This window comes from Micromonospora sp. NPDC005367, assembly GCF_040606825.1.
GTDB lineage: Bacteria > Actinomycetota > Actinomycetes > Mycobacteriales > Micromonosporaceae > Micromonospora.
Genome location: NZ_JBEXFP010000035.1, coordinates 19,178 through 34,305, shown reverse-complemented (window position 1 = coordinate 34,305; position 15,128 = coordinate 19,178). Strand labels below are relative to the sequence as shown.

The window sequence follows — 15,128 nt, the reverse complement described above, 5'->3', positions numbered from 1 at the left end:
CCACCCCCACCCCCCCGCCCTGCGCCCCCCCGCCAACCCGGCCGGGGCGCCGCTGTCTTTCCTCCCGGCGTTTGACCGTTTCCGGCGCGGGTAGCTGATCGCCGTGACCGACGACGCACCCGTGACAGACAAACCGGACACCCGGCGCCTCGACGACCTGCTCGAAGACCTTTACCACGGCCAGGAACGGGTCAGCCGGTCGGACATCTACCGGCGGGCGGTGGCCGCCGAACTCCCCGCCGACTGGCTCACCCGGATCGGCGCGCTGCCCGAGGGGGAGTACTCGGTCGACGAGGCGGCCGACCTGCTCGGTGGCTCGGTCACCTGAGACCCCCACCCCCGGTGAGAGGAGCGAGATGTCCCACCACGAGGAGGACCACGAGAAGATCCCGGCGCTGGCTCAGCCTCCGGCGGGCGTGGACAACCTGCCCGACCCGGACTTCGCCAACGAGCACGACCGGACGGCGGTGGACCGCAAGGTGATCACCGACGAGGACAAGGGTGAGCGGGAGCCGGAGGCGTCGCGCGGCTGGGCGGGCGAGAACGGCGGTACGACACCTACCTGACCGGGACGCTCACCGGAGAAGGGCCGGCTCGGCACGGGCCGGCCCTTCTCGTCGGTCGGCGTCTACTCCTCGTGCTGCCCCCCGGCCTCGGCGGCCTGCTGTGCGATGGCGTACCCCATCTGCAGGAAGTCGGACGCGGCCACCGCGGTCAGCGCCGTGGCCACCAGACGGGTCAGCCGCGGCGCGAGCACCAGGCCGCCGGTGAGTCCGGTGGCGACCCAGACCGCGAGGCAGAACGGGCAGCTGAGCAGTTCCCCGATCGCGTGCCGGGTGGCGCTGCCGGAGTCGCGGACCTGTTCCATCACCTCGCCGCTGCCGATCGGCCGGTCGTAGCGGGTGAACGGGGCACGCAGCGGGCTGGTGATCGCGTCCTTCGACAGCAACCGGCTGAGCTTGTGCGTGGCGACGGCGAGCAGCAACACGTCGGCCGGGGCGGGCCGTTCGGGCACGGAGCGACCGGTCGCCCGGGCCAGGCCCGCGATGGTCGCGGTCACCCCCGCGTAGGTGCCCATCGCCGCCAGGTAGCCGCCCAGCGGGCGGTGCTCGTGCGGCGCGTACGCCTGGCGCAGCCGCGCCGCCTTCTTCCTCAAGCCGTACGGAGTCACCCGGTCTCCTCGTCGTCGCACCTGCTCCGCCGGCCGGGTCGGCCGACGGTGCCGGCCTGCCGACCGGCGGGGTGTTGGGCGGTCAGCCCGCCTGAAGGTTGTCGGCCACCTCACGGGCCAGGCTGTCCAACGCCTCGACGGCCAGCCGGTCGGCGTCCTGCCCACCGGACCGGACGGAGTAGTCGAACCGGATGCGCGCGCCGCCGGAGTTCTCCGGGTCCACCCGGATCTCCGCCATGGACTCGGTCGGGGCCGAGACCTGCCATCGAGCGCACAGCTCCTCGCCGCGGATCTCCGGGGTCGGGACGCCGTCGGTACGCAGGAAGGCGGGCAGCCAGGCCGCGGCCCGGTCCGGGTCGGTGGCGGTGTTGAAGACGACCTCGGGCGGCGCGGACATGCCGCGCTCCGCGTGCGCCATCATTCGTCCCGCAGCCGGCTCGGGTCGACCTCCCGGCTCGGGTACCTGGCCAGGTATTCGGTCTCCAGCTCGGCGGTCCGGCGCAGGTGGTGGGCGAGCGCCGAGTCGGACGCGTGCCGCAACGTGTCGAGCCGGGTGCGGTGCAGGCTGTGGATCTCGCGGATCAGGTCGTCGTCGGTCAGCTCGCCGGGGTCGACGCCCAACTCGCCGCCCAGGTCCGGGCCGAGTGTGGCGGGGTCGGCGAGGTGGTCGCCGCTCCACTCGATGACCCGCTCCTCCGGGCTGGCCGCACCGCCCGGCAGGTAGCCTTCCTGTCTCATCTCGCCCCCCTGGTCTCGTTTGGGCTGGCGTCTAGACGGTTGCCCACACCGGGTGGCACCAAACGTCCCGGCCCGCGACAACTACGACACCTCGTCGGAGAGGGCGGCCGGTGCCGGTACCCTCGATCCCATGAAGCGGCTCTGGACCCCGGCGTGGATCGCGCGCCACGTGGTCACGGTCGTGCTCGTCCTCGCGTTCCTCGCGCTGGGTTGGTGGCAGATCAGCCGGGCCGCCGGAGGCAACACGCTCAGCTGGGCGTACGCCTTCGAGTGGCCGATCTTCGCGGGGTTCGTGGTTTTCGTCTGGTGGCGTGAGGCACGACACACGCTGCGCGGCGACGAGCCGGAGCGGCCGGCCGAGCCGGTCGCCGCCGGGGACGATCCGGCCGTCGACGGCACGGGTTCCGCGACCCGACCGGTGGTACGCCGGCCGGTCCGGGTGGCCCGGGTCCCGGCGGCGGCGGGCGGCATGGAGGACGCCGATCTGGCCGCCTACAACCGCTACCTGTCATGGTTGAACGCGAATCCGGGCGCTCGGCCCGGTGACTACCCCGGCTGAGCCGGGTTCGGAAGGACGGACAGAGGTGGGCGGAGCCCTTACCCGGTACCGTGTGATCGCCTGGATCGTGGGCGTGGTGCTGATCGTGCTGGTCGTGATCGGCATGCCGCTGAAGTACCTGTTCGACAGCCCGGTCGTGGTGGAGACCGTCGGCCCGGCGCACGGTTTCCTCTACATGATCTACCTGGTGGCCGCGTTCGACCTGGCCCGTCGCGCGGAGTGGCCGTTGAAGCGGATGCTCGGCGTGATGCTGGCCGGCACCGTGCCCTTCGTCTCCTTCTACGCCGAGCGTCGGGCGACGGCGTGGCTCAGGAAGCCGGCGGAGCGCACCCCGGAGCCGGTCGCCGGCTGACCCGCCAGACCGGCCGGGTCAGCGACTCGGCCGCCACGGGTCGGCCGAGGCGAGCGGCTCGTTCCATCCGCCGTACCGGTTCATCTCCCGGGCTCGCAGCAGGGCCCGGGTGACCTGACCGAACTGCCGCTCGTCGTCGGTGCTGAACAGCAGGACCCGCTCGCCCCGGTAGATGCCCCACAGTTCGTACGCCGGCGGCCGCCAGCGGTCGCCGGCGAGCCCCAGCAGCGCCGGCACCAACAGGACGGCGCCGAAGATGAGGTACGCGCTCGCGGTGAGCCGTTGCAGCCCGCCGGTGAAGCCGAGCAGCAGGCCCACTCCGCCGATCATCGCCCCGCTGGTCGCCACCGCCCGCACGGCGATCCGGTCGTGTGGACCTCGGGTGGCGCGCAGGTGGGTGAGGTCGGCGATGCGGAAGGTGTTGCGGCCGACGGTGAACCGGTCGACCGTGACGACGATTCCGGGACGTGCGTAGAGCAGGGTGTTCCTGGCCCCGGTCACCCCGGGTGATCCAGGTGCTGTGGTCGCGCCTTCAGGATTCACGGCTACCTCCCGCGGCGGTCCGTCGGGGCGGCCCGTCGAGGGGGGTACCAGGCATCGGCGCTGGTCGACGGGAATCCCGGCTACGGGTTCATTGTGTTGCCGCCCTGCCAGCGCAGATCGGATTTGCCGGACCAGGTCACCGCGCCGACACCGGCCCATGGACGGGAATGGGAATCCATTTCCGTCTTTATCGGTTATGGGGCACCGCCATCCGGCGGCATACGTCCAGAACGACGAATGTCATTGTCTGGGCAAATGCCGCAACCTCGGCGCACCTAGCGCGCGATCACCTCGTTAACGATCACGGTAGGTCACCTGTCGCAGGCGGCACTTGCGGCCACTATGCCAACATTCGTCCCGACTTCCACTGCGCACGACTCCCGTCCCGGGTTAGGTTGGGCGAGCCGGCCCGGCCCAGTGCCCACCATCCGGAGGGCCACGGTCCGGTGTCATCGGGGGGCGTCAGCACCCATCGGTGGCCGTGGGAGAGGAGCCTTCCGCTCTTGTCATCCCTGAAAAGAATGCTGCGCACACTGGCGGTCACCGGCCTGGCGGCCGCGCTGGTCGCACCGGCCACGGCGGCCCGGGCAGAGCCCTCCCCCGCCGATCTCAACCGCCAGATCGAGCGCTCCTCGACGGAACTGGAACGGGTCGTCGAGTCGTACAACAAGCTCCGCGAGGACATCAAGACCAACAAGGCCGGGGTGGACCGATTACAGGCCCGCATCGGCCCGCTGGAACGGCAGACCGAGCAGAGCCGAGCGGACGTCGCGGAGATCGCCGCGACCGCGTACAAGACAGGTGGCCTGCAGGCAGCGGACGCACTGCTCCGCCCCGGCGGCTCGGCCGCCATGCTGGACCGCCTCGGCACGATCGAGCACCTGACCCGGCAACGCCAGGCGCGAATCTCCGGATTCACCGAGAGCCAGCGCCAGCTGATCGACGAGAGGACCCGCCTGAACAAGGTGCTCGACCGGCAGGACGCCCAGGCCCGGGCGTTGGCCAACACCAAGTCACGCATCGAGCGGGATCTCGGCCGCCTCTACGACCTGCGTCGCACGGCGTACGGCCGGGCGACCGAGGAACCCGCGGCGCCCACGGCCCGGCCCGCCCCCGACCGGCAGGCACCCGCCGTCTCCGGTGACGCCGGCGTCGCCGTTCGATACGCCTACGGGGCCATCGGGAAGCCGTACGTCTGGGGCGGGTCCGGCCCCAACGGCTACGACTGTTCTGGCCTGACCTCGGCGGCCTGGCGGGCGGCCGGAAAGTCCCTGCCACACAACGCCCGGATGCAGTGGGGTGCGGTGGCCCACATCGGCCACGGCGAGCTACGCGCGGGTGACCTGGTCTTCTACCGCGGGCTCGGGCACGTCGCCCTGTACGTCGGCGACGGCCAGGTGATCGACGCGCCGAGCGCCGGACGGAACGTACTCAAGCGGGGCATGAACATGATGCCCATCCACGGCTACGGCCGGGTGCGCTGATCCACCTGACGACGAACGGCCGGTGTCCCGTGTCGGACACCGGCCGTTCGTCGTGTTGGTTGGTAGGTCAGGCTGCCTGGAGCCCCTCCGCCCGGGCCAGCTCACGAAGCCGGCCGAGGGCCTGGATCTCCAGCTGCCGGATCCGCTCGCGGGAGAGCGAGAACCGCGACGCGACCTCGGTGAGCGAGTGCTCGCGCCCGTCCTCCAGCCCGTAGCGGGCCCGCATGATGCCGGCGGAGCGGTCGTCGAGGTGGTTCAGCAGACCCTCGATCCGCTGCCGCTCCAGGCCGGTCAGCACGATGTCCTCCGGCGACGGGGCATCGCTGTCGGCCACCAGGTCACCGAGGTTGGTGTCGCCGTCGTCGCCGACCGGGGTGTCCAGCGACACGGTGTCCTGCGACCAGCGCACCAGCTCGTTGACCCGCTCGACGGTCACGCCGAGCGCCGCCGCGATCTGCTCCGGCTCCGGGTCGCTGCCCAGCTCGCGGGTGAGCTGGCGGGCCATGTTGCGCATCCGGTTGACGTCCTCCACCAGGTGCACCGGCAGGCGGACGGTGCGCTCCTGCTGGGCGATCGCCCGGCTGATCGCCTGGCGGATCCACCACGTCGCGTAGGTGGAGAACTTGTAGCCGCGCTCGTAGTCGAACTTCTCGACCGCCCGGACCAGGCCGGTGTTGCCCTCCTGGATCAGGTCCAGCATGGGCATCCCCGAACGCACGTACCGACGAGCGATCGACACGACCAGTCGGAGGTTCGCGCGGATGAAGAGGTCCTTCGCCCGCTCCCCCTCGACGACCAGCCGCTCCAGATCCTCCCTGGCGACACCAGCGGGGACGCGGTCCTCGCCGAGCAGGTGCTCGGCGTAGAGGCCGGCCTCGATCGCCTTGGAGAGATCGACCTCCTTGGCGGCGTCCAGCAGCGGCGTCCGGGAGATCTCGTGCAGGTAGACGCCGACCAGGTCACGCTCCTCGGCGACCTCGTCGGTTCGCATGCCGATGTTCTTGTCCACGTTGCCCACGGTCCCCTCGCTCGCGCCGGTTGCCCGGTTCCTTGCCATCCCCACGTCCATCAGCCCTCCCCCGAGACTTCCGCTGTGCCCGTCGGTGGTGACACCTACACAACAGTTGAGACGTGTCGGGGATTCCATGTCGTGAGTCGAAACTGTCACGAATGCCTGAGTAGTAGCTGAAAGCGCGATCCATGTTTGCTGTCAGCACCCCGCCGGGTGGCTCGCCTTGGGCACCACGTACGGGTCGGTGGCACGACCGCTCACCGTCGCCCCTGATATGGCAGCACTGCGGATAGGAGGGGGACAGCGACCCGGGTCACCACCAGGGGTGCGATCCTGGTCACTGCCGAATACGCACCGGTGGACGGGGCGGTTCATCCACGGAGTTGGTAATACCCCGCGCCTCGATGAACAATCCGTAGCCGGGTTCTATGCCCGCCCGCCGGACGGGTTCCCGACCGGCTCGGACAAGGCGACCCGGGCCCGGCGTTCGCCCCGGATCGCACCCCGCGCACCCTCGCGCCGGGTGACGCCATGATTACCGTTCGACGTCCGGTCAGCCGGCGAGCAGCGCGAGCGCCCCGCGTACCTGGTCGTCGGCGCGGGACAGGGCGGCCCGGGCGGCCGGCACTCCGGCGCCGGAGACGAGCGACACCAGGGCGGTCTTCAGGTCACCCTCGGCCTCGGTGATCGCCCGCCGGGAGACCTCCTCCGAGCATCCGGTGGCCTCGATCAGTATCGAGATCATCCGACCACGGAGTTTGGCGTTGGTGGCCACCATGTCGATCATGAGGTTCGAGTAGACCCGTCCCAGCCGAACCATGACGGCGGTGGAGAACGCGTTCAGCACCAGCTTCTGCGCGGTGCCCGCCTTCATCCGGGTCGACCCGGTGACCACCTCCGGTCCGGTATCCACCCCGATGAAGACGTCCACCGACCGGGCGGCCTCCGCCTCCGGATTGGCGCAGAGCAGCACCGTCGAGGCGCCCTTGGCGCGGGATGCGGCGAGCGCTCCCAGGACGTACGGGGTGCGGCCGCTGGCAGCCAGGCCGACCACCAGATCACCTGCGCGTACGCAGTCGGCCGCCTCGGCCGCTCCGCCCCGGTCGTCGTCCTCGGCGTTCTCCACGGCCCGCCACACGGCGTCCGGTCCACCGGCGAGGTGAGCGCAGACCCAGTCCCGCGGCGAGTTGAAGGTGGGTGCGAGCTCGGCGGCGTCGAGGACGCCGAGACGGCCCGAGGTGCCGGCGCCGAAGTAGTGCACGCGGTAGCCGCCACGCAGGGCCGCCACGGCCAGGTCGACCGCGGCGGCGATCTGGTCGAGCACGTCGGCGACCGCGGCCGGTACCAGCCGATCCGCCTCGTTGATGACCGCGAGCACATCCCGGGTGGACATCAGGTCCAGATCGACGCTGAGCGGGTTGCGACGCTCGGTGGGGGCGCCCACCCGGACCACCGGGCGGGAATCCGGGGCGGGCGACGACACCTCGTCCGGCTCCACGGCACCGGTGGTCATGCCCGCCTCCGTCCGCCACCCACCCGGTGGGACTGGACGGCCTCGGCGGTCACCTCGAGGGCCTTCTTGGCGCGAGCCCGGTTGCGGGCGGCCACCCCCACGAAGAGGCAGTCGACCACGGTGAGCTGGGCCAGCCGGCTCGCCATCGCCCCGGACCGGTAGGTGGTCTCCCGCGCCGCAGTGGTGAGCACGAAGTCGGCGACGTCGGTGATCGGCGAACGCGGGAAGTTGGTGAGCGCGACGGTGGCGGCGCCCCGGGCCCGGGCCTGTTCCAGCACCTCGATCACATCGGAGGTGGTGCCGGTGTGCGAGATACCGACGGCGACGTCGCCCCGACCGAGCAGCGCGGCCGAGGTCAGCGCGGTGTGCACGTCCGGGAAGTAGAAGGCGGTGCGGCCGATCCGGTGCAGCTTCTGCTGGAAGTCGGAGGCCACGAAACCACTGGCCCCGGCGCCGTAGACGTCGATCCGGCCGGCGCCCGCGATCGCGTCGACCACCCGCTCGCAGACGGCCGGGTCGAGCTGCTCGGCGGTCTCCTCGACCGCACGGGCGTCGTTGAAGGCGATCGTGGCGATGATCTGAGCCAGGTCGGCGCCGGGCGGGATGTCACCACCGACCACCCGGGCGTCGGGCGGCTCGATCCGGCGGGCGGCCTCGGCGGCGAGCCGGATGCGCAGCTGGGGGTAGCCGTCCATGCCGACGGACCGGCAGAACCGGATCACCGTCGCCTCGGAGGTCTCGGCTGCGGTGGCGAGATCCGTGATCGTCCGGCGCGCGGCGTCGGCCGGGTCGGCCACGACCAGCCGGGCGACCCGCTGTTCGGCCGGCGACAGCGACGGGAGCAAGCCACTGATGTGGACGATCAGCCCACCGGGCTCGTGACTCGCAGAAATCTTCGTACTCTTCGCCACGGATGAAACTTACTTTCACGAGGCGTGAGCGTCAACCATGACTGCGCGTGTTGGGGGAAGTACCGTCGACGGTGGCTCACCATCCGGGACAGCGTGCCACCCCCGCCGAGCCCGGTGCGTCAGCCGCCAGGCCGGGTCCGCCGTCCCCGACGGTGGCGAGCGACACAGACATCCGACCCGTTCCGACCGTACGGCGTGGCGCGGCATCCGGTCCGGCAGTCCGGGATCGGACGACTCGGCGTCGTCGCCCGGGACACCCGCGTGAGGCCGTGCTTCCGCCGGGGCTAGCGTGTGCCGTATGGCGCGACACAGTGTGCTCGTCACCGGCGGGGCAGGCGGGCTGGGCACGGCGGTCACCGCCGCCTTCGTAGAGGCGGGTTGGCGGGTGGTCGTACCGGAGCGGAGCGGCCGGTCCGCGGCGGAGCCGGCGGCCGACGGCGTACACCGCCTGGTCGCGGACGTCGGCGACCCGCACGGCGCCGCCCGGGCGGTGCAGGCGGCCGCCGACGATCCGGACGCGCCGCTGCGCGCGGTGGTCAACCTGGTCGGCGGATACGCCGGCAGCGGGCTGGTGCACGAGACGTCGATCGACGAGTTCGAGCGGATGCTCACCGTCAACCTGCGCCCCACCCACCTGGTCACCCGGGAGGCGCTGCCGCACCTGGTGTCCGCCGGTGGTGGTGCCGTGGTCTGCGTCGCCGCCCGCGCGGCGATCAGCCCGTTCGCCGGGGCGGCCGGCTACGCGACCGCGAAGGCGGCGGTGCTCGCCTTCGCCAACGCGGTAGCCGTGGAATACCGACGCTTCGGTGTGCGGGCCAACACGGTGCTGCCGAGCGTCATCGACACCCCGGCCAACCGGGCCGCCCAGCCGGACGCTGACCACTCGCGCTGGGTCCCCCCGGCCGAGATCGCCGGGGTGATCCGGTTCCTCGCCTCCGCCGAGTCCGCCCCGACGAGTGGAGCCGCCGTGCCGGTGTACGGCCGGGCCTGATCCGGTCGCCGGCCACCGCCGGGCGCCGTCGCGGATCACCGCCGGGCGTGGTGGTGGATCGCCGCGTCCCGCCTGGCGGGTCACGCCGATCTCAGTGATTCCGGCTGGTTGTCCCGCCCGCCGGTCGTCAGCGGCGGGCCGGTCGCGGGTTCGTCGGTGCCGAACCAGTCCGCGAGGTGGCGCCGAATCTGTCGGGACACCTCGTCGGCCGACCGGCCGGCGTCCACCAGGATGAAGCTCGGGTACTCCGGCAGGGTCCGGTAGGCCGTGTCGGCGGCGGTCAGCCAGCCCAGCGTCTCGTGGTCGGTGCCGCGTCGCTCGATTCGCCGGTACGCCTCAGCCGGGTCGAGGGAGAGCAGGAAGGTCACCTGCGGTTGTGGGAAGACGCGGTAGCCGACCCGGGCCAGCCGCTCCCAGCGGTGCCCGCCGTGGGCCCGGATGCTCGCGTACTGGCAGGCGGAGTAGCGGTCCATCACGGCCGTGCGCCCGGTGACCAGGCAACTGACCAGTGCGAGGGCGATGGCGAGCCAACGCAGCACGGACTCCACGGCGAGCAGCGCGTCCCGCCCGACCAGCCGCTGCGCGTCCGGGCGGCCGAGTCGTTGGGCGATCCGGCCGAGCCAGCGTCGACCGCCGGCGTTGCGGTGATAGGTGGCGGGTCGCCCGGCGGCGGCGAGCGCGTCGGCGAGCAGGTGCGCCTGGGTGGTCTTGCCGGAGCCGTCGATGCCGATCAGGGCGACGCTGCGCAACCGGGCTCGGCGACGTCGCTCCCGTAGTGATCTGACCACCTTGCACAGGCTATCGGACCCGCGCTCCCCTGCCGGGGCTTACATACCGGTTGCACCCGTTTCGCGCCCACCCGCCACCGCCGCAGGTGTGGGCGACCCGAATGCCGGGTACCGAAGCCGGAATCAACCGCCTGTTACGACCGACGGGAGACCCAGATGGCCGAGCGCGGGGACGAGAGTCTTCTGCACACCCTCAAGAAGGTCGCCGCCGTGCTCAAGCAGTCCGACATCCCCTTCGCGCTCGGCGGCAGCTTCGCCGTGTACGCACACGGTGGTCACTCCAGTGACCACGACGTCGACTTCCTGATCCGGGAGGTCGACGTCGAGCAGGCGTTGGCGGCGCTCGTGGCGGCAGGTTTCACCGCCGAGCACCCACCGGAGGACTGGCTGGTGAAGGTCTACGACGACGAACGGATGGTGGACCTCATCCACCGGCCGATCGAGACGCCGGTGACGGAGGAGACGTTCGCCGACACCCTGGTACGACCCGTCGACGCGATCCACATGCCGGTGCTCTCCGCCACCCAACTGATGGTGCACAAGTTGCTCAGCTTCTCCCAGCACTACTGCGACTTCGCCCGCGGCCTGCCCCTCGCGCGCTCGTTGCGGGAGCAGATCGACTGGGAACGGGTACGGAAGGAGACGCAGCACTCGCCGTACGCCGAGGCGTTCCTGGTTTTGCTGGACCGGCTGGAGGTGGTGCCGTACTCCGGCACCCCGGCAGAGGAGGGGACATCGTGACCCAGCACCGTGGCAGCACCAGCACCGGGCCACCCGACGAGTACCTCGAGGCGGAGATCCAGCGAGCGCTGGCCGAGGATCCGTCCATCGCCGAGCAGGGCATCACAGTCGTCCGCCGGGAGACCGGTCTCGTGCTCTACGGCGAGGTGGAGAGCTCCCACCGGCGTGAGGAGATCCTCCGCCGCGTCGCGGACCGCTTCCCGAACCTACCCGTCACCAGCGAGATCGGGGTGGTCCGCACCGAGGCGCCGACGCAGATCGAGCAACTGCCCTGAGGAGGTTCCATGGTGATAAGGATCGCTGCCGTCGGCGACGTGCACCTCGACGAGGACGTGGTGGGCCGCTTCCGGCCGGCTCTGGAGGAACTGTCCGACTGCGCGGACGTGCTGCTGCTCGCCGGTGACCTGACCCGGCACGGGACCGAGGCGGAGGCGCGCTGCGTGGCGCAGGAGTTCGGCGGGTTGGACGTGCCGGTGATCACCGTGCTGGGCAACCACGACCATCAGTGCAACCAGGTGCCCCAGGTGGTCAAGGTGCTGGAGGAGGCGGGCATCACCGTGCTGGAGGGCAACGGCGTGGTGCTGGAGTGCACCGGTGGCCGACTCGGCGTGGCGGGGGTGAAGGGTTTCGGGGGCGGCTTCGCCGGGCGCTGCGCCAGCGACTTCGGCGAGCCGGAGATGAAGGCGTTCGTCCACACCACCACCGAGAGCGCGGACCGACTGGCCGAAGCGCTACTCAGCCTGGACTGCGACCTGCTGGTGGCGCTCACCCACTACGCGCCGGTGCCGGACACGCTCGCCGGCGAGCCGCTGGAGATCTACCCGTTCCTCGGGGCGTACCAGCTCGGCCAGGCGATCGACTCCGCGCCGACCGCGCTCGCCGTGCACGGGCACGCGCATGCCGGCAGTGAGCGGGGCACCACCCCGGGCGGGGTACGTGTCCGCAACGTCGCGCACCCGGTGATCAAGCAGGCGTACAGCGTCTTCCACTTGGGCGATCACCTTGATCATGGAGAGGTTTCGCGTTTGAGCGCGTCGGGTATTTGATCGACATGGAGCTGATTCTTTGGATTCTCGCGGTCGTACTGGTCGTCGCCGGCATCCTGGCGCTGTTCCGCCGGCAGATCCTGTGGGGCATCGTCCTCATCATCGTCGGGCTGCTCGTGGGCCCGGGAGGTGTCAGCATCTTCACCAATTGACGCCGCCACACCCCCTCACCACTGGACCCGCCGGGGTCGTCGTGGCCGGCCTCTCCGTCCTCCCGACAGGAGAACCGGTCCCGGCGACCCCGGCGCCGTAACATCCGGACCCGCCGTGGGCGGCCTAGCAGCGAGGGATGACCATGAACGCGTCACGTCTGGCACGGCGCATCGGGACCCGAGCGAGATGGGCACTGCTCGGCTTCGGCGCGGCGGTCGCGCTGGCCGCCACCGTCGGCGTGTTCGGTGTACGGGGCACCTCCGCCGAGTACGCGGCGCTGGATCGTCCGTCGTGGGCCCCACCCGGGTGGCTCTTCGGCCCGGTGTGGACCCTGCTCTACGTGCTGATCGCGCTGGCCGGCTGGCTGGCCTGGGGGCGCGTCGGCTTCGGTGCCGCCTTCTGGGCCTGGGCCGTCCAGCTCGTGCTCAACGCGGCCTGGACACCGCTCTTCTTCGCTGCCCGCCGTTACGGGTCGGCCTTCGCCGAGATCGTCGTGATGTGGCTGGCGATCGCGCTCACCGTCCTGCTGTTCGCCCGCGTGTCCCGCCCGGCGGCTTTGCTCATGCTTCCGTACTGGGCCTGGGTCACCTTCGCGGCGGCCCTCAACTTCGCCATCTGGCAGCTCAACTCCTGATCGATGCCGCCCGTCGCCCTGGATCCCGGCACCGTTGGTCGTACGGCTGGCGGTGGTCGTACGTGCCGGTGGGCCCGGCCGGGTCCGGCCGGGCCCACCGGTCAGGTCAGCACCGTGGTACGCCCGGGATGAACCCGTCGTACCCGGTGTACACGTACGCGTCGGAGATGAACCGTCCGGAGCCGATCCGGTCCCAGATCGAGCTGGTGCCGTAGGTGCCGGTGACCGTGGTGCCCGTGGTCTGGCAGTGGATGGTCACCCGGGCGCCGTCGGCGACCGTGCCGACCGAGGCGTAGCCGGTGCCGGGCCCGGAGCGGACGGTCAGCGGGGTGCCGCTGGTGTTGACCGTGCCGGTGGCGGTGCCGCCGGACGAACACCCGTTGTCACTGGTGTAGTTCTTCGTCCCCCAGTAGAGGGCGAGCGCGCCGTTGAACCGGACCTTGATGTCGGCGCCGTTGAGGCGCTGCTCGTAGTGCAGGTGCGGGCCGGTCGAACCGCCGGTGCTGCCGACCCAGCCGATCACCCTTCCGTAGCCCACCGACTGGCCGACGGAGACGTTGAAGCCGCTCAGGTGCGCGTAGTAGGTGTGGTAGCCGCCGGCGTGGCTGATCCGGACGTACTTGCCGTAGCTCGTGCCGCCGAGGTCGGTCACCCGGTCGACGGTGCCCGGCGCGCTGGCGACCACCGGATCGCCCGAATCGTCGGTGCGGTTGAAGTCGACCGAGTTCGCCGGGCTGTGGTTGGTCCGCGTCTGGCCGGACCAGACCTGACCGCACGGGAAGGGCACCTTGAAGGTCGGCGCGGCCATTGCCGGCGTCGCGGGCACGAGAGTCCCCACGACCAGCAGGCCGGCCGCCACCAGGCTGAACCAACGCTTACGCATCCAGCTCCTCCTATGTCGATATCCTTCAATGAACTGCATACAGCTTGACAGATATTGACAGATATCGAAAGAGGGCGTGTCTCTGCGGTGGGAGCGTGCCCACTCCTCTGCCTGGAGGTTTCCGGATTGTTACTCGGTCGTGTCTGACAGGGGCTGGACCACGCGCGATGCAAGCGCTTACATGTTGGGACGCCCATCGGACCGGCGCTGGTTCTACTACGACCGCGCCGGCAAGAAAGGAGGACGGCATGGCGGTCTTCACCAGACCACGCCAGGCCTTCGCGATCGCCGGCGCACTGGGGCTGGCGCTCAGCGCCACCGCCTGCGGCACCGGCAACGACAAGGGAAGCAGCAACGCGGACTCCGCGGAGTGTGCCGCATACGACACGTACAAGGGCCACGAGGGCAAGAAGGTCTCGATCTACTCGTCGATCCGGGACATCGAGGCCGACCGGCTCGACGAGTCCTGGAAGACGTTCGAGGACTGCACCGGGATCGACATCGACCACGAGGGCAGCCCCGAGTTCGAGGCTCAGCTCCCCGTGCGGGTGGACGGCGGCAACGCCCCCGACCTGGCCTTCATCCCCCAGCCGGGTCTGCTCAAGCGGTTCGCCGACGCGGGCAAGCTGAAGCCGGCCAACGCCGAGACCAAGGCCCTGGCCGAGCAGAACTACTCCGCCGACTGGCTGAAGTACAGCACGGTCAACGGCCAGTTCTACGGCGCCCCGCTCGGCTCGAACGTGAAGTCCTTCGTCTGGTACTCCCCCAAGATGTTCAAGGAGAAGGGCTGGACGGCGCCGACCACGTGGGACGACCTGATCAAGCTCAGCGACACGATCGCGGCCAGCGGCATCAAGCCGTGGTGCGCCGGCATCGAGTCCGGTGACGCCACCGGCTGGCCGGCCACCGACTGGATCGAGGACGTGCTGCTGCGTACCGGCGGCCCGGACGTCTACGACAAGTGGACCACCCACGAGATCCCGTTCAACGACCCGCAGGTGGCCGACGCGCTCAACCGGGCCGGCACCATCCTGAAGAACGAGAAGTACGTCAACGGCGGCTTCGGCGGCGTGAAGAGCATCGCCACCACCTCGTTCCAGGAGGCCGGCACGCCGATCACCACCGGCAAGTGCGCGCTGCACCGCCAGGCGTCCTTCTACGCCAACCAGTGGCCCGAGGGCACCAAGGTGGCCGAGGACGGCGACGTCTTCGCGTTCTACTTCCCGGCCATCGACCCGTCGAAGGGCAAGCCGGTCCTGGGTGGCGGCGAGTTCGTCGCGGCCTTCTCCGACCGGCCCGAGGTGCAGGCGGTGCAGACCTACCTGGCCTCCGGCGAGTACGCCAACAGCCGCGCCAAGATCGGCGACTGGGTGTCGGCGAACAAGAAGCTGGACCTGGCCAACGTCCCCAACCCGGTGGACAAGCTCTCCGTCCAGATCCTGCAGGACCAGAGCACGGTCTTCCGCTTCGACGGTTCCGACCTGATGCCGGCCGCCATCGGCGCGGGCACGTTCTGGAAGGGCATGGTCGACTGGATCAACGGCAAGGACACCGCAACCGTGCTCCAGAGCGTCGAGAGCAGCTGGAAGTGATCTGAACCGGTGGGCCG

General features: G+C 70.7%; 21 protein-coding genes. 12 read left to right on the top strand and 9 right to left on the bottom strand.

The window, feature by feature from the left end; genetic code table 11:
* The first annotated feature begins 103 nt into the window (after nucleotides 1-103).
* Nucleotides 104-328 (top strand): hypothetical protein, encoded by a 225-nt coding sequence (locus ABZS42_RS22355; RefSeq protein ID WP_355148188.1) that lies wholly within the window; start codon nucleotides 104-106, stop codon nucleotides 326-328.
* A 28-nt stretch (nucleotides 329-356) separates the two neighbouring features.
* Nucleotides 357-566 (top strand): hypothetical protein, encoded by a 210-nt coding sequence (locus ABZS42_RS22350; protein WP_355148186.1) that lies wholly within the window; start codon nucleotides 357-359, stop codon nucleotides 564-566.
* A gap of 62 nt (nucleotides 567-628) precedes the next feature.
* On the opposite strand, the gene ABZS42_RS22345 is transcribed toward ABZS42_RS22350, so the two are convergent.
* From ABZS42_RS22345 to ABZS42_RS22335, 3 genes are all read right to left on the bottom strand, one after another.
* Nucleotides 629-1,171 (bottom strand): DUF1360 domain-containing protein, encoded by a 543-nt coding sequence (locus ABZS42_RS22345; RefSeq protein WP_355148184.1) that lies wholly within the window; start codon nucleotides 1,169-1,171, stop codon nucleotides 629-631.
* An 82-nt stretch (nucleotides 1,172-1,253) separates the two neighbouring features.
* Nucleotides 1,254-1,589, bottom strand: coding sequence for a hypothetical protein (locus ABZS42_RS22340; RefSeq protein WP_355148182.1), 336 nt, complete (start codon nucleotides 1,587-1,589; stop codon nucleotides 1,254-1,256).
* Nucleotides 1,589-1,909, bottom strand: coding sequence for a DUF6158 family protein (locus ABZS42_RS22335; protein ID WP_355148180.1), 321 nt, complete (start codon nucleotides 1,907-1,909; stop codon nucleotides 1,589-1,591). The genes ABZS42_RS22340 and ABZS42_RS22335 overlap by 1 nt, the downstream gene beginning before the upstream one ends.
* Nucleotides 1,910-2,039: 130 nt before the next feature.
* Here ABZS42_RS22335 and ABZS42_RS22330 point away from each other — a divergent pair, with 130 nt between their 5' ends.
* Complete coding sequence (locus tag ABZS42_RS22330) at nucleotides 2,040-2,468, top strand: hypothetical protein (protein ID WP_355148178.1); 429 nt, start codon at nucleotides 2,040-2,042, stop codon at nucleotides 2,466-2,468.
* Between the two features lie 25 nt (nucleotides 2,469-2,493).
* Complete coding sequence (locus ABZS42_RS22325) at nucleotides 2,494-2,820, top strand: DUF3817 domain-containing protein (RefSeq protein WP_355148176.1); 327 nt, start codon at nucleotides 2,494-2,496, stop codon at nucleotides 2,818-2,820.
* Between the two features lie 18 nt (nucleotides 2,821-2,838).
* Here ABZS42_RS22325 and ABZS42_RS22320 read toward each other — a convergent pair whose 3' ends face one another.
* On the bottom strand, nucleotides 2,839-3,363 hold the full coding sequence (locus tag ABZS42_RS22320; RefSeq protein WP_355148174.1) for a DUF6232 family protein: 525 nt from the start codon (nucleotides 3,361-3,363) through the stop codon (nucleotides 2,839-2,841).
* A 503-nt stretch (nucleotides 3,364-3,866) separates the two neighbouring features.
* On the opposite strand from ABZS42_RS22320, the gene ABZS42_RS22315 reads away from it, so the two are divergent.
* A complete protein-coding gene (locus tag ABZS42_RS22315) occupies nucleotides 3,867-4,847 on the top strand; it encodes an NlpC/P60 family protein (RefSeq protein WP_355148172.1) in 981 nt (326 codons plus the stop codon).
* Between the two features lie 67 nt (nucleotides 4,848-4,914).
* Here the strand turns inward: ABZS42_RS22315 and ABZS42_RS22310 are convergent, their stop codons facing one another.
* From ABZS42_RS22310 to ABZS42_RS22300, 3 genes are all read right to left on the bottom strand, one after another.
* The gene (locus tag ABZS42_RS22310; RefSeq protein ID WP_355148170.1) at nucleotides 4,915-5,904 is read right to left on the bottom strand and encodes a sigma-70 family RNA polymerase sigma factor; all 990 of its coding nucleotides are present in this window, start codon (nucleotides 5,902-5,904) and stop codon (nucleotides 4,915-4,917) included.
* 508 nt (nucleotides 5,905-6,412) lie between these two features.
* A complete protein-coding gene (gene murQ / locus ABZS42_RS22305) occupies nucleotides 6,413-7,372 on the bottom strand; it encodes an N-acetylmuramic acid 6-phosphate etherase (protein WP_355148168.1) in 960 nt (319 codons plus the stop codon).
* Nucleotides 7,369-8,283 carry a MurR/RpiR family transcriptional regulator gene (locus ABZS42_RS22300; protein WP_355148166.1) on the bottom strand — a complete coding sequence of 305 codons (915 nt, stop codon included), beginning with the start codon at nucleotides 8,281-8,283 and terminating at the stop codon, nucleotides 7,369-7,371. The genes murQ and ABZS42_RS22300 overlap by 4 nt, the downstream gene beginning before the upstream one ends.
* Before the next feature lie 298 nt (nucleotides 8,284-8,581).
* On the opposite strand from ABZS42_RS22300, the gene ABZS42_RS22295 reads away from it, so the two are divergent.
* Nucleotides 8,582-9,274, top strand: a complete 693-nt coding sequence (locus ABZS42_RS22295; RefSeq protein WP_355148164.1) for an SDR family NAD(P)-dependent oxidoreductase — start codon at nucleotides 8,582-8,584, stop codon at nucleotides 9,272-9,274.
* A gap of 80 nt (nucleotides 9,275-9,354) precedes the next feature.
* Here ABZS42_RS22295 and ABZS42_RS22290 read toward each other — a convergent pair whose 3' ends face one another.
* Nucleotides 9,355-10,062 carry a thymidylate kinase gene (locus tag ABZS42_RS22290; protein WP_355148162.1) on the bottom strand — a complete coding sequence of 236 codons (708 nt, stop codon included), beginning with the start codon at nucleotides 10,060-10,062 and terminating at the stop codon, nucleotides 9,355-9,357.
* A gap of 12 nt (nucleotides 10,063-10,074) precedes the next feature.
* Between ABZS42_RS22290 and ABZS42_RS22285 the strand changes: the two genes are divergently transcribed.
* From ABZS42_RS22285 to ABZS42_RS22265, 5 genes are all read left to right on the top strand, one after another.
* Nucleotides 10,075-10,803, top strand: coding sequence for a nucleotidyltransferase (locus ABZS42_RS22285; protein WP_355148247.1), 729 nt, complete (start codon nucleotides 10,075-10,077; stop codon nucleotides 10,801-10,803).
* Nucleotides 10,800-11,078 (top strand): BON domain-containing protein, encoded by a 279-nt coding sequence (locus tag ABZS42_RS22280; protein WP_355148160.1) that lies wholly within the window; start codon nucleotides 10,800-10,802, stop codon nucleotides 11,076-11,078. Before ABZS42_RS22285 ends, ABZS42_RS22280 begins: the two co-directional genes overlap by 4 nt.
* Nucleotides 11,079-11,087: 9 nt before the next feature.
* Nucleotides 11,088-11,849, top strand: a complete 762-nt coding sequence (locus ABZS42_RS22275) for a metallophosphoesterase (protein ID WP_355148158.1) — start codon at nucleotides 11,088-11,090, stop codon at nucleotides 11,847-11,849.
* 5 nt (nucleotides 11,850-11,854) lie between these two features.
* Complete coding sequence (locus ABZS42_RS22270) at nucleotides 11,855-12,001, top strand: GPGG-motif small membrane protein (protein ID WP_167364351.1); 147 nt, start codon at nucleotides 11,855-11,857, stop codon at nucleotides 11,999-12,001.
* A 143-nt stretch (nucleotides 12,002-12,144) separates the two neighbouring features.
* Nucleotides 12,145-12,636: a TspO/MBR family protein gene (locus ABZS42_RS22265; RefSeq protein ID WP_355148155.1), complete on the top strand. Its 492-nt coding sequence runs from the start codon at nucleotides 12,145-12,147 to the stop codon at nucleotides 12,634-12,636.
* Nucleotides 12,637-12,742: 106 nt separating this feature from the next.
* Here ABZS42_RS22265 and ABZS42_RS22260 read toward each other — a convergent pair whose 3' ends face one another.
* Nucleotides 12,743-13,519 (bottom strand): peptidoglycan DD-metalloendopeptidase family protein, encoded by a 777-nt coding sequence (locus ABZS42_RS22260; protein ID WP_355148153.1) that lies wholly within the window; start codon nucleotides 13,517-13,519, stop codon nucleotides 12,743-12,745.
* A 248-nt stretch (nucleotides 13,520-13,767) separates the two neighbouring features.
* On the opposite strand from ABZS42_RS22260, the gene ABZS42_RS22255 reads away from it, so the two are divergent.
* On the top strand, nucleotides 13,768-15,111 hold the full coding sequence (locus ABZS42_RS22255) for an ABC transporter substrate-binding protein (protein ID WP_355148151.1): 1,344 nt from the start codon (nucleotides 13,768-13,770) through the stop codon (nucleotides 15,109-15,111).
* The last annotated feature ends 17 nt before the right edge of the window (nucleotides 15,112-15,128 follow it).

What these genes read in the sequence shown, in the direction of transcription:
- ABZS42_RS22350 (WP_355148186.1), top strand. Translation starts at nt 357, where the DNA reads ATGTCCCACCACGAGGAGGACCACGAGAAGATCCCGGCGCTGGCTCAG.
- murQ (WP_355148168.1), bottom strand. Translation starts at nt 7,372, where the DNA reads ATGACCACCGGTGCCGTGGAGCCGGACGAGGTGTCGTCGCCCGCCCCG.
- ABZS42_RS22295 (WP_355148164.1), top strand. Translation starts at nt 8,582, where the DNA reads ATGGCGCGACACAGTGTGCTCGTCACCGGCGGGGCAGGCGGGCTGGGC.
- ABZS42_RS22265 (WP_355148155.1), top strand. Translation starts at nt 12,145, where the DNA reads ATGAACGCGTCACGTCTGGCACGGCGCATCGGGACCCGAGCGAGATGG.
- ABZS42_RS22340 (WP_355148182.1), bottom strand. Translation starts at nt 1,589, where the DNA reads ATGGCGCACGCGGAGCGCGGCATGTCCGCGCCGCCCGAGGTCGTCTTC.
- ABZS42_RS22275 (WP_355148158.1), top strand. Translation starts at nt 11,088, where the DNA reads ATGGTGATAAGGATCGCTGCCGTCGGCGACGTGCACCTCGACGAGGAC.
- ABZS42_RS22260 (WP_355148153.1), bottom strand. Translation starts at nt 13,519, where the DNA reads ATGCGTAAGCGTTGGTTCAGCCTGGTGGCGGCCGGCCTGCTGGTCGTG.
- ABZS42_RS22335 (WP_355148180.1), bottom strand. Translation starts at nt 1,909, where the DNA reads ATGAGACAGGAAGGCTACCTGCCGGGCGGTGCGGCCAGCCCGGAGGAG.
- ABZS42_RS22330 (WP_355148178.1), top strand. Translation starts at nt 2,040, where the DNA reads ATGAAGCGGCTCTGGACCCCGGCGTGGATCGCGCGCCACGTGGTCACG.
- ABZS42_RS22310 (WP_355148170.1), bottom strand. Translation starts at nt 5,904, where the DNA reads ATGGCAAGGAACCGGGCAACCGGCGCGAGCGAGGGGACCGTGGGCAAC.
- ABZS42_RS22270 (WP_167364351.1), top strand. Translation starts at nt 11,855, where the DNA reads ATGGAGCTGATTCTTTGGATTCTCGCGGTCGTACTGGTCGTCGCCGGC.
- ABZS42_RS22255 (WP_355148151.1), top strand. Translation starts at nt 13,768, where the DNA reads ATGGCGGTCTTCACCAGACCACGCCAGGCCTTCGCGATCGCCGGCGCA.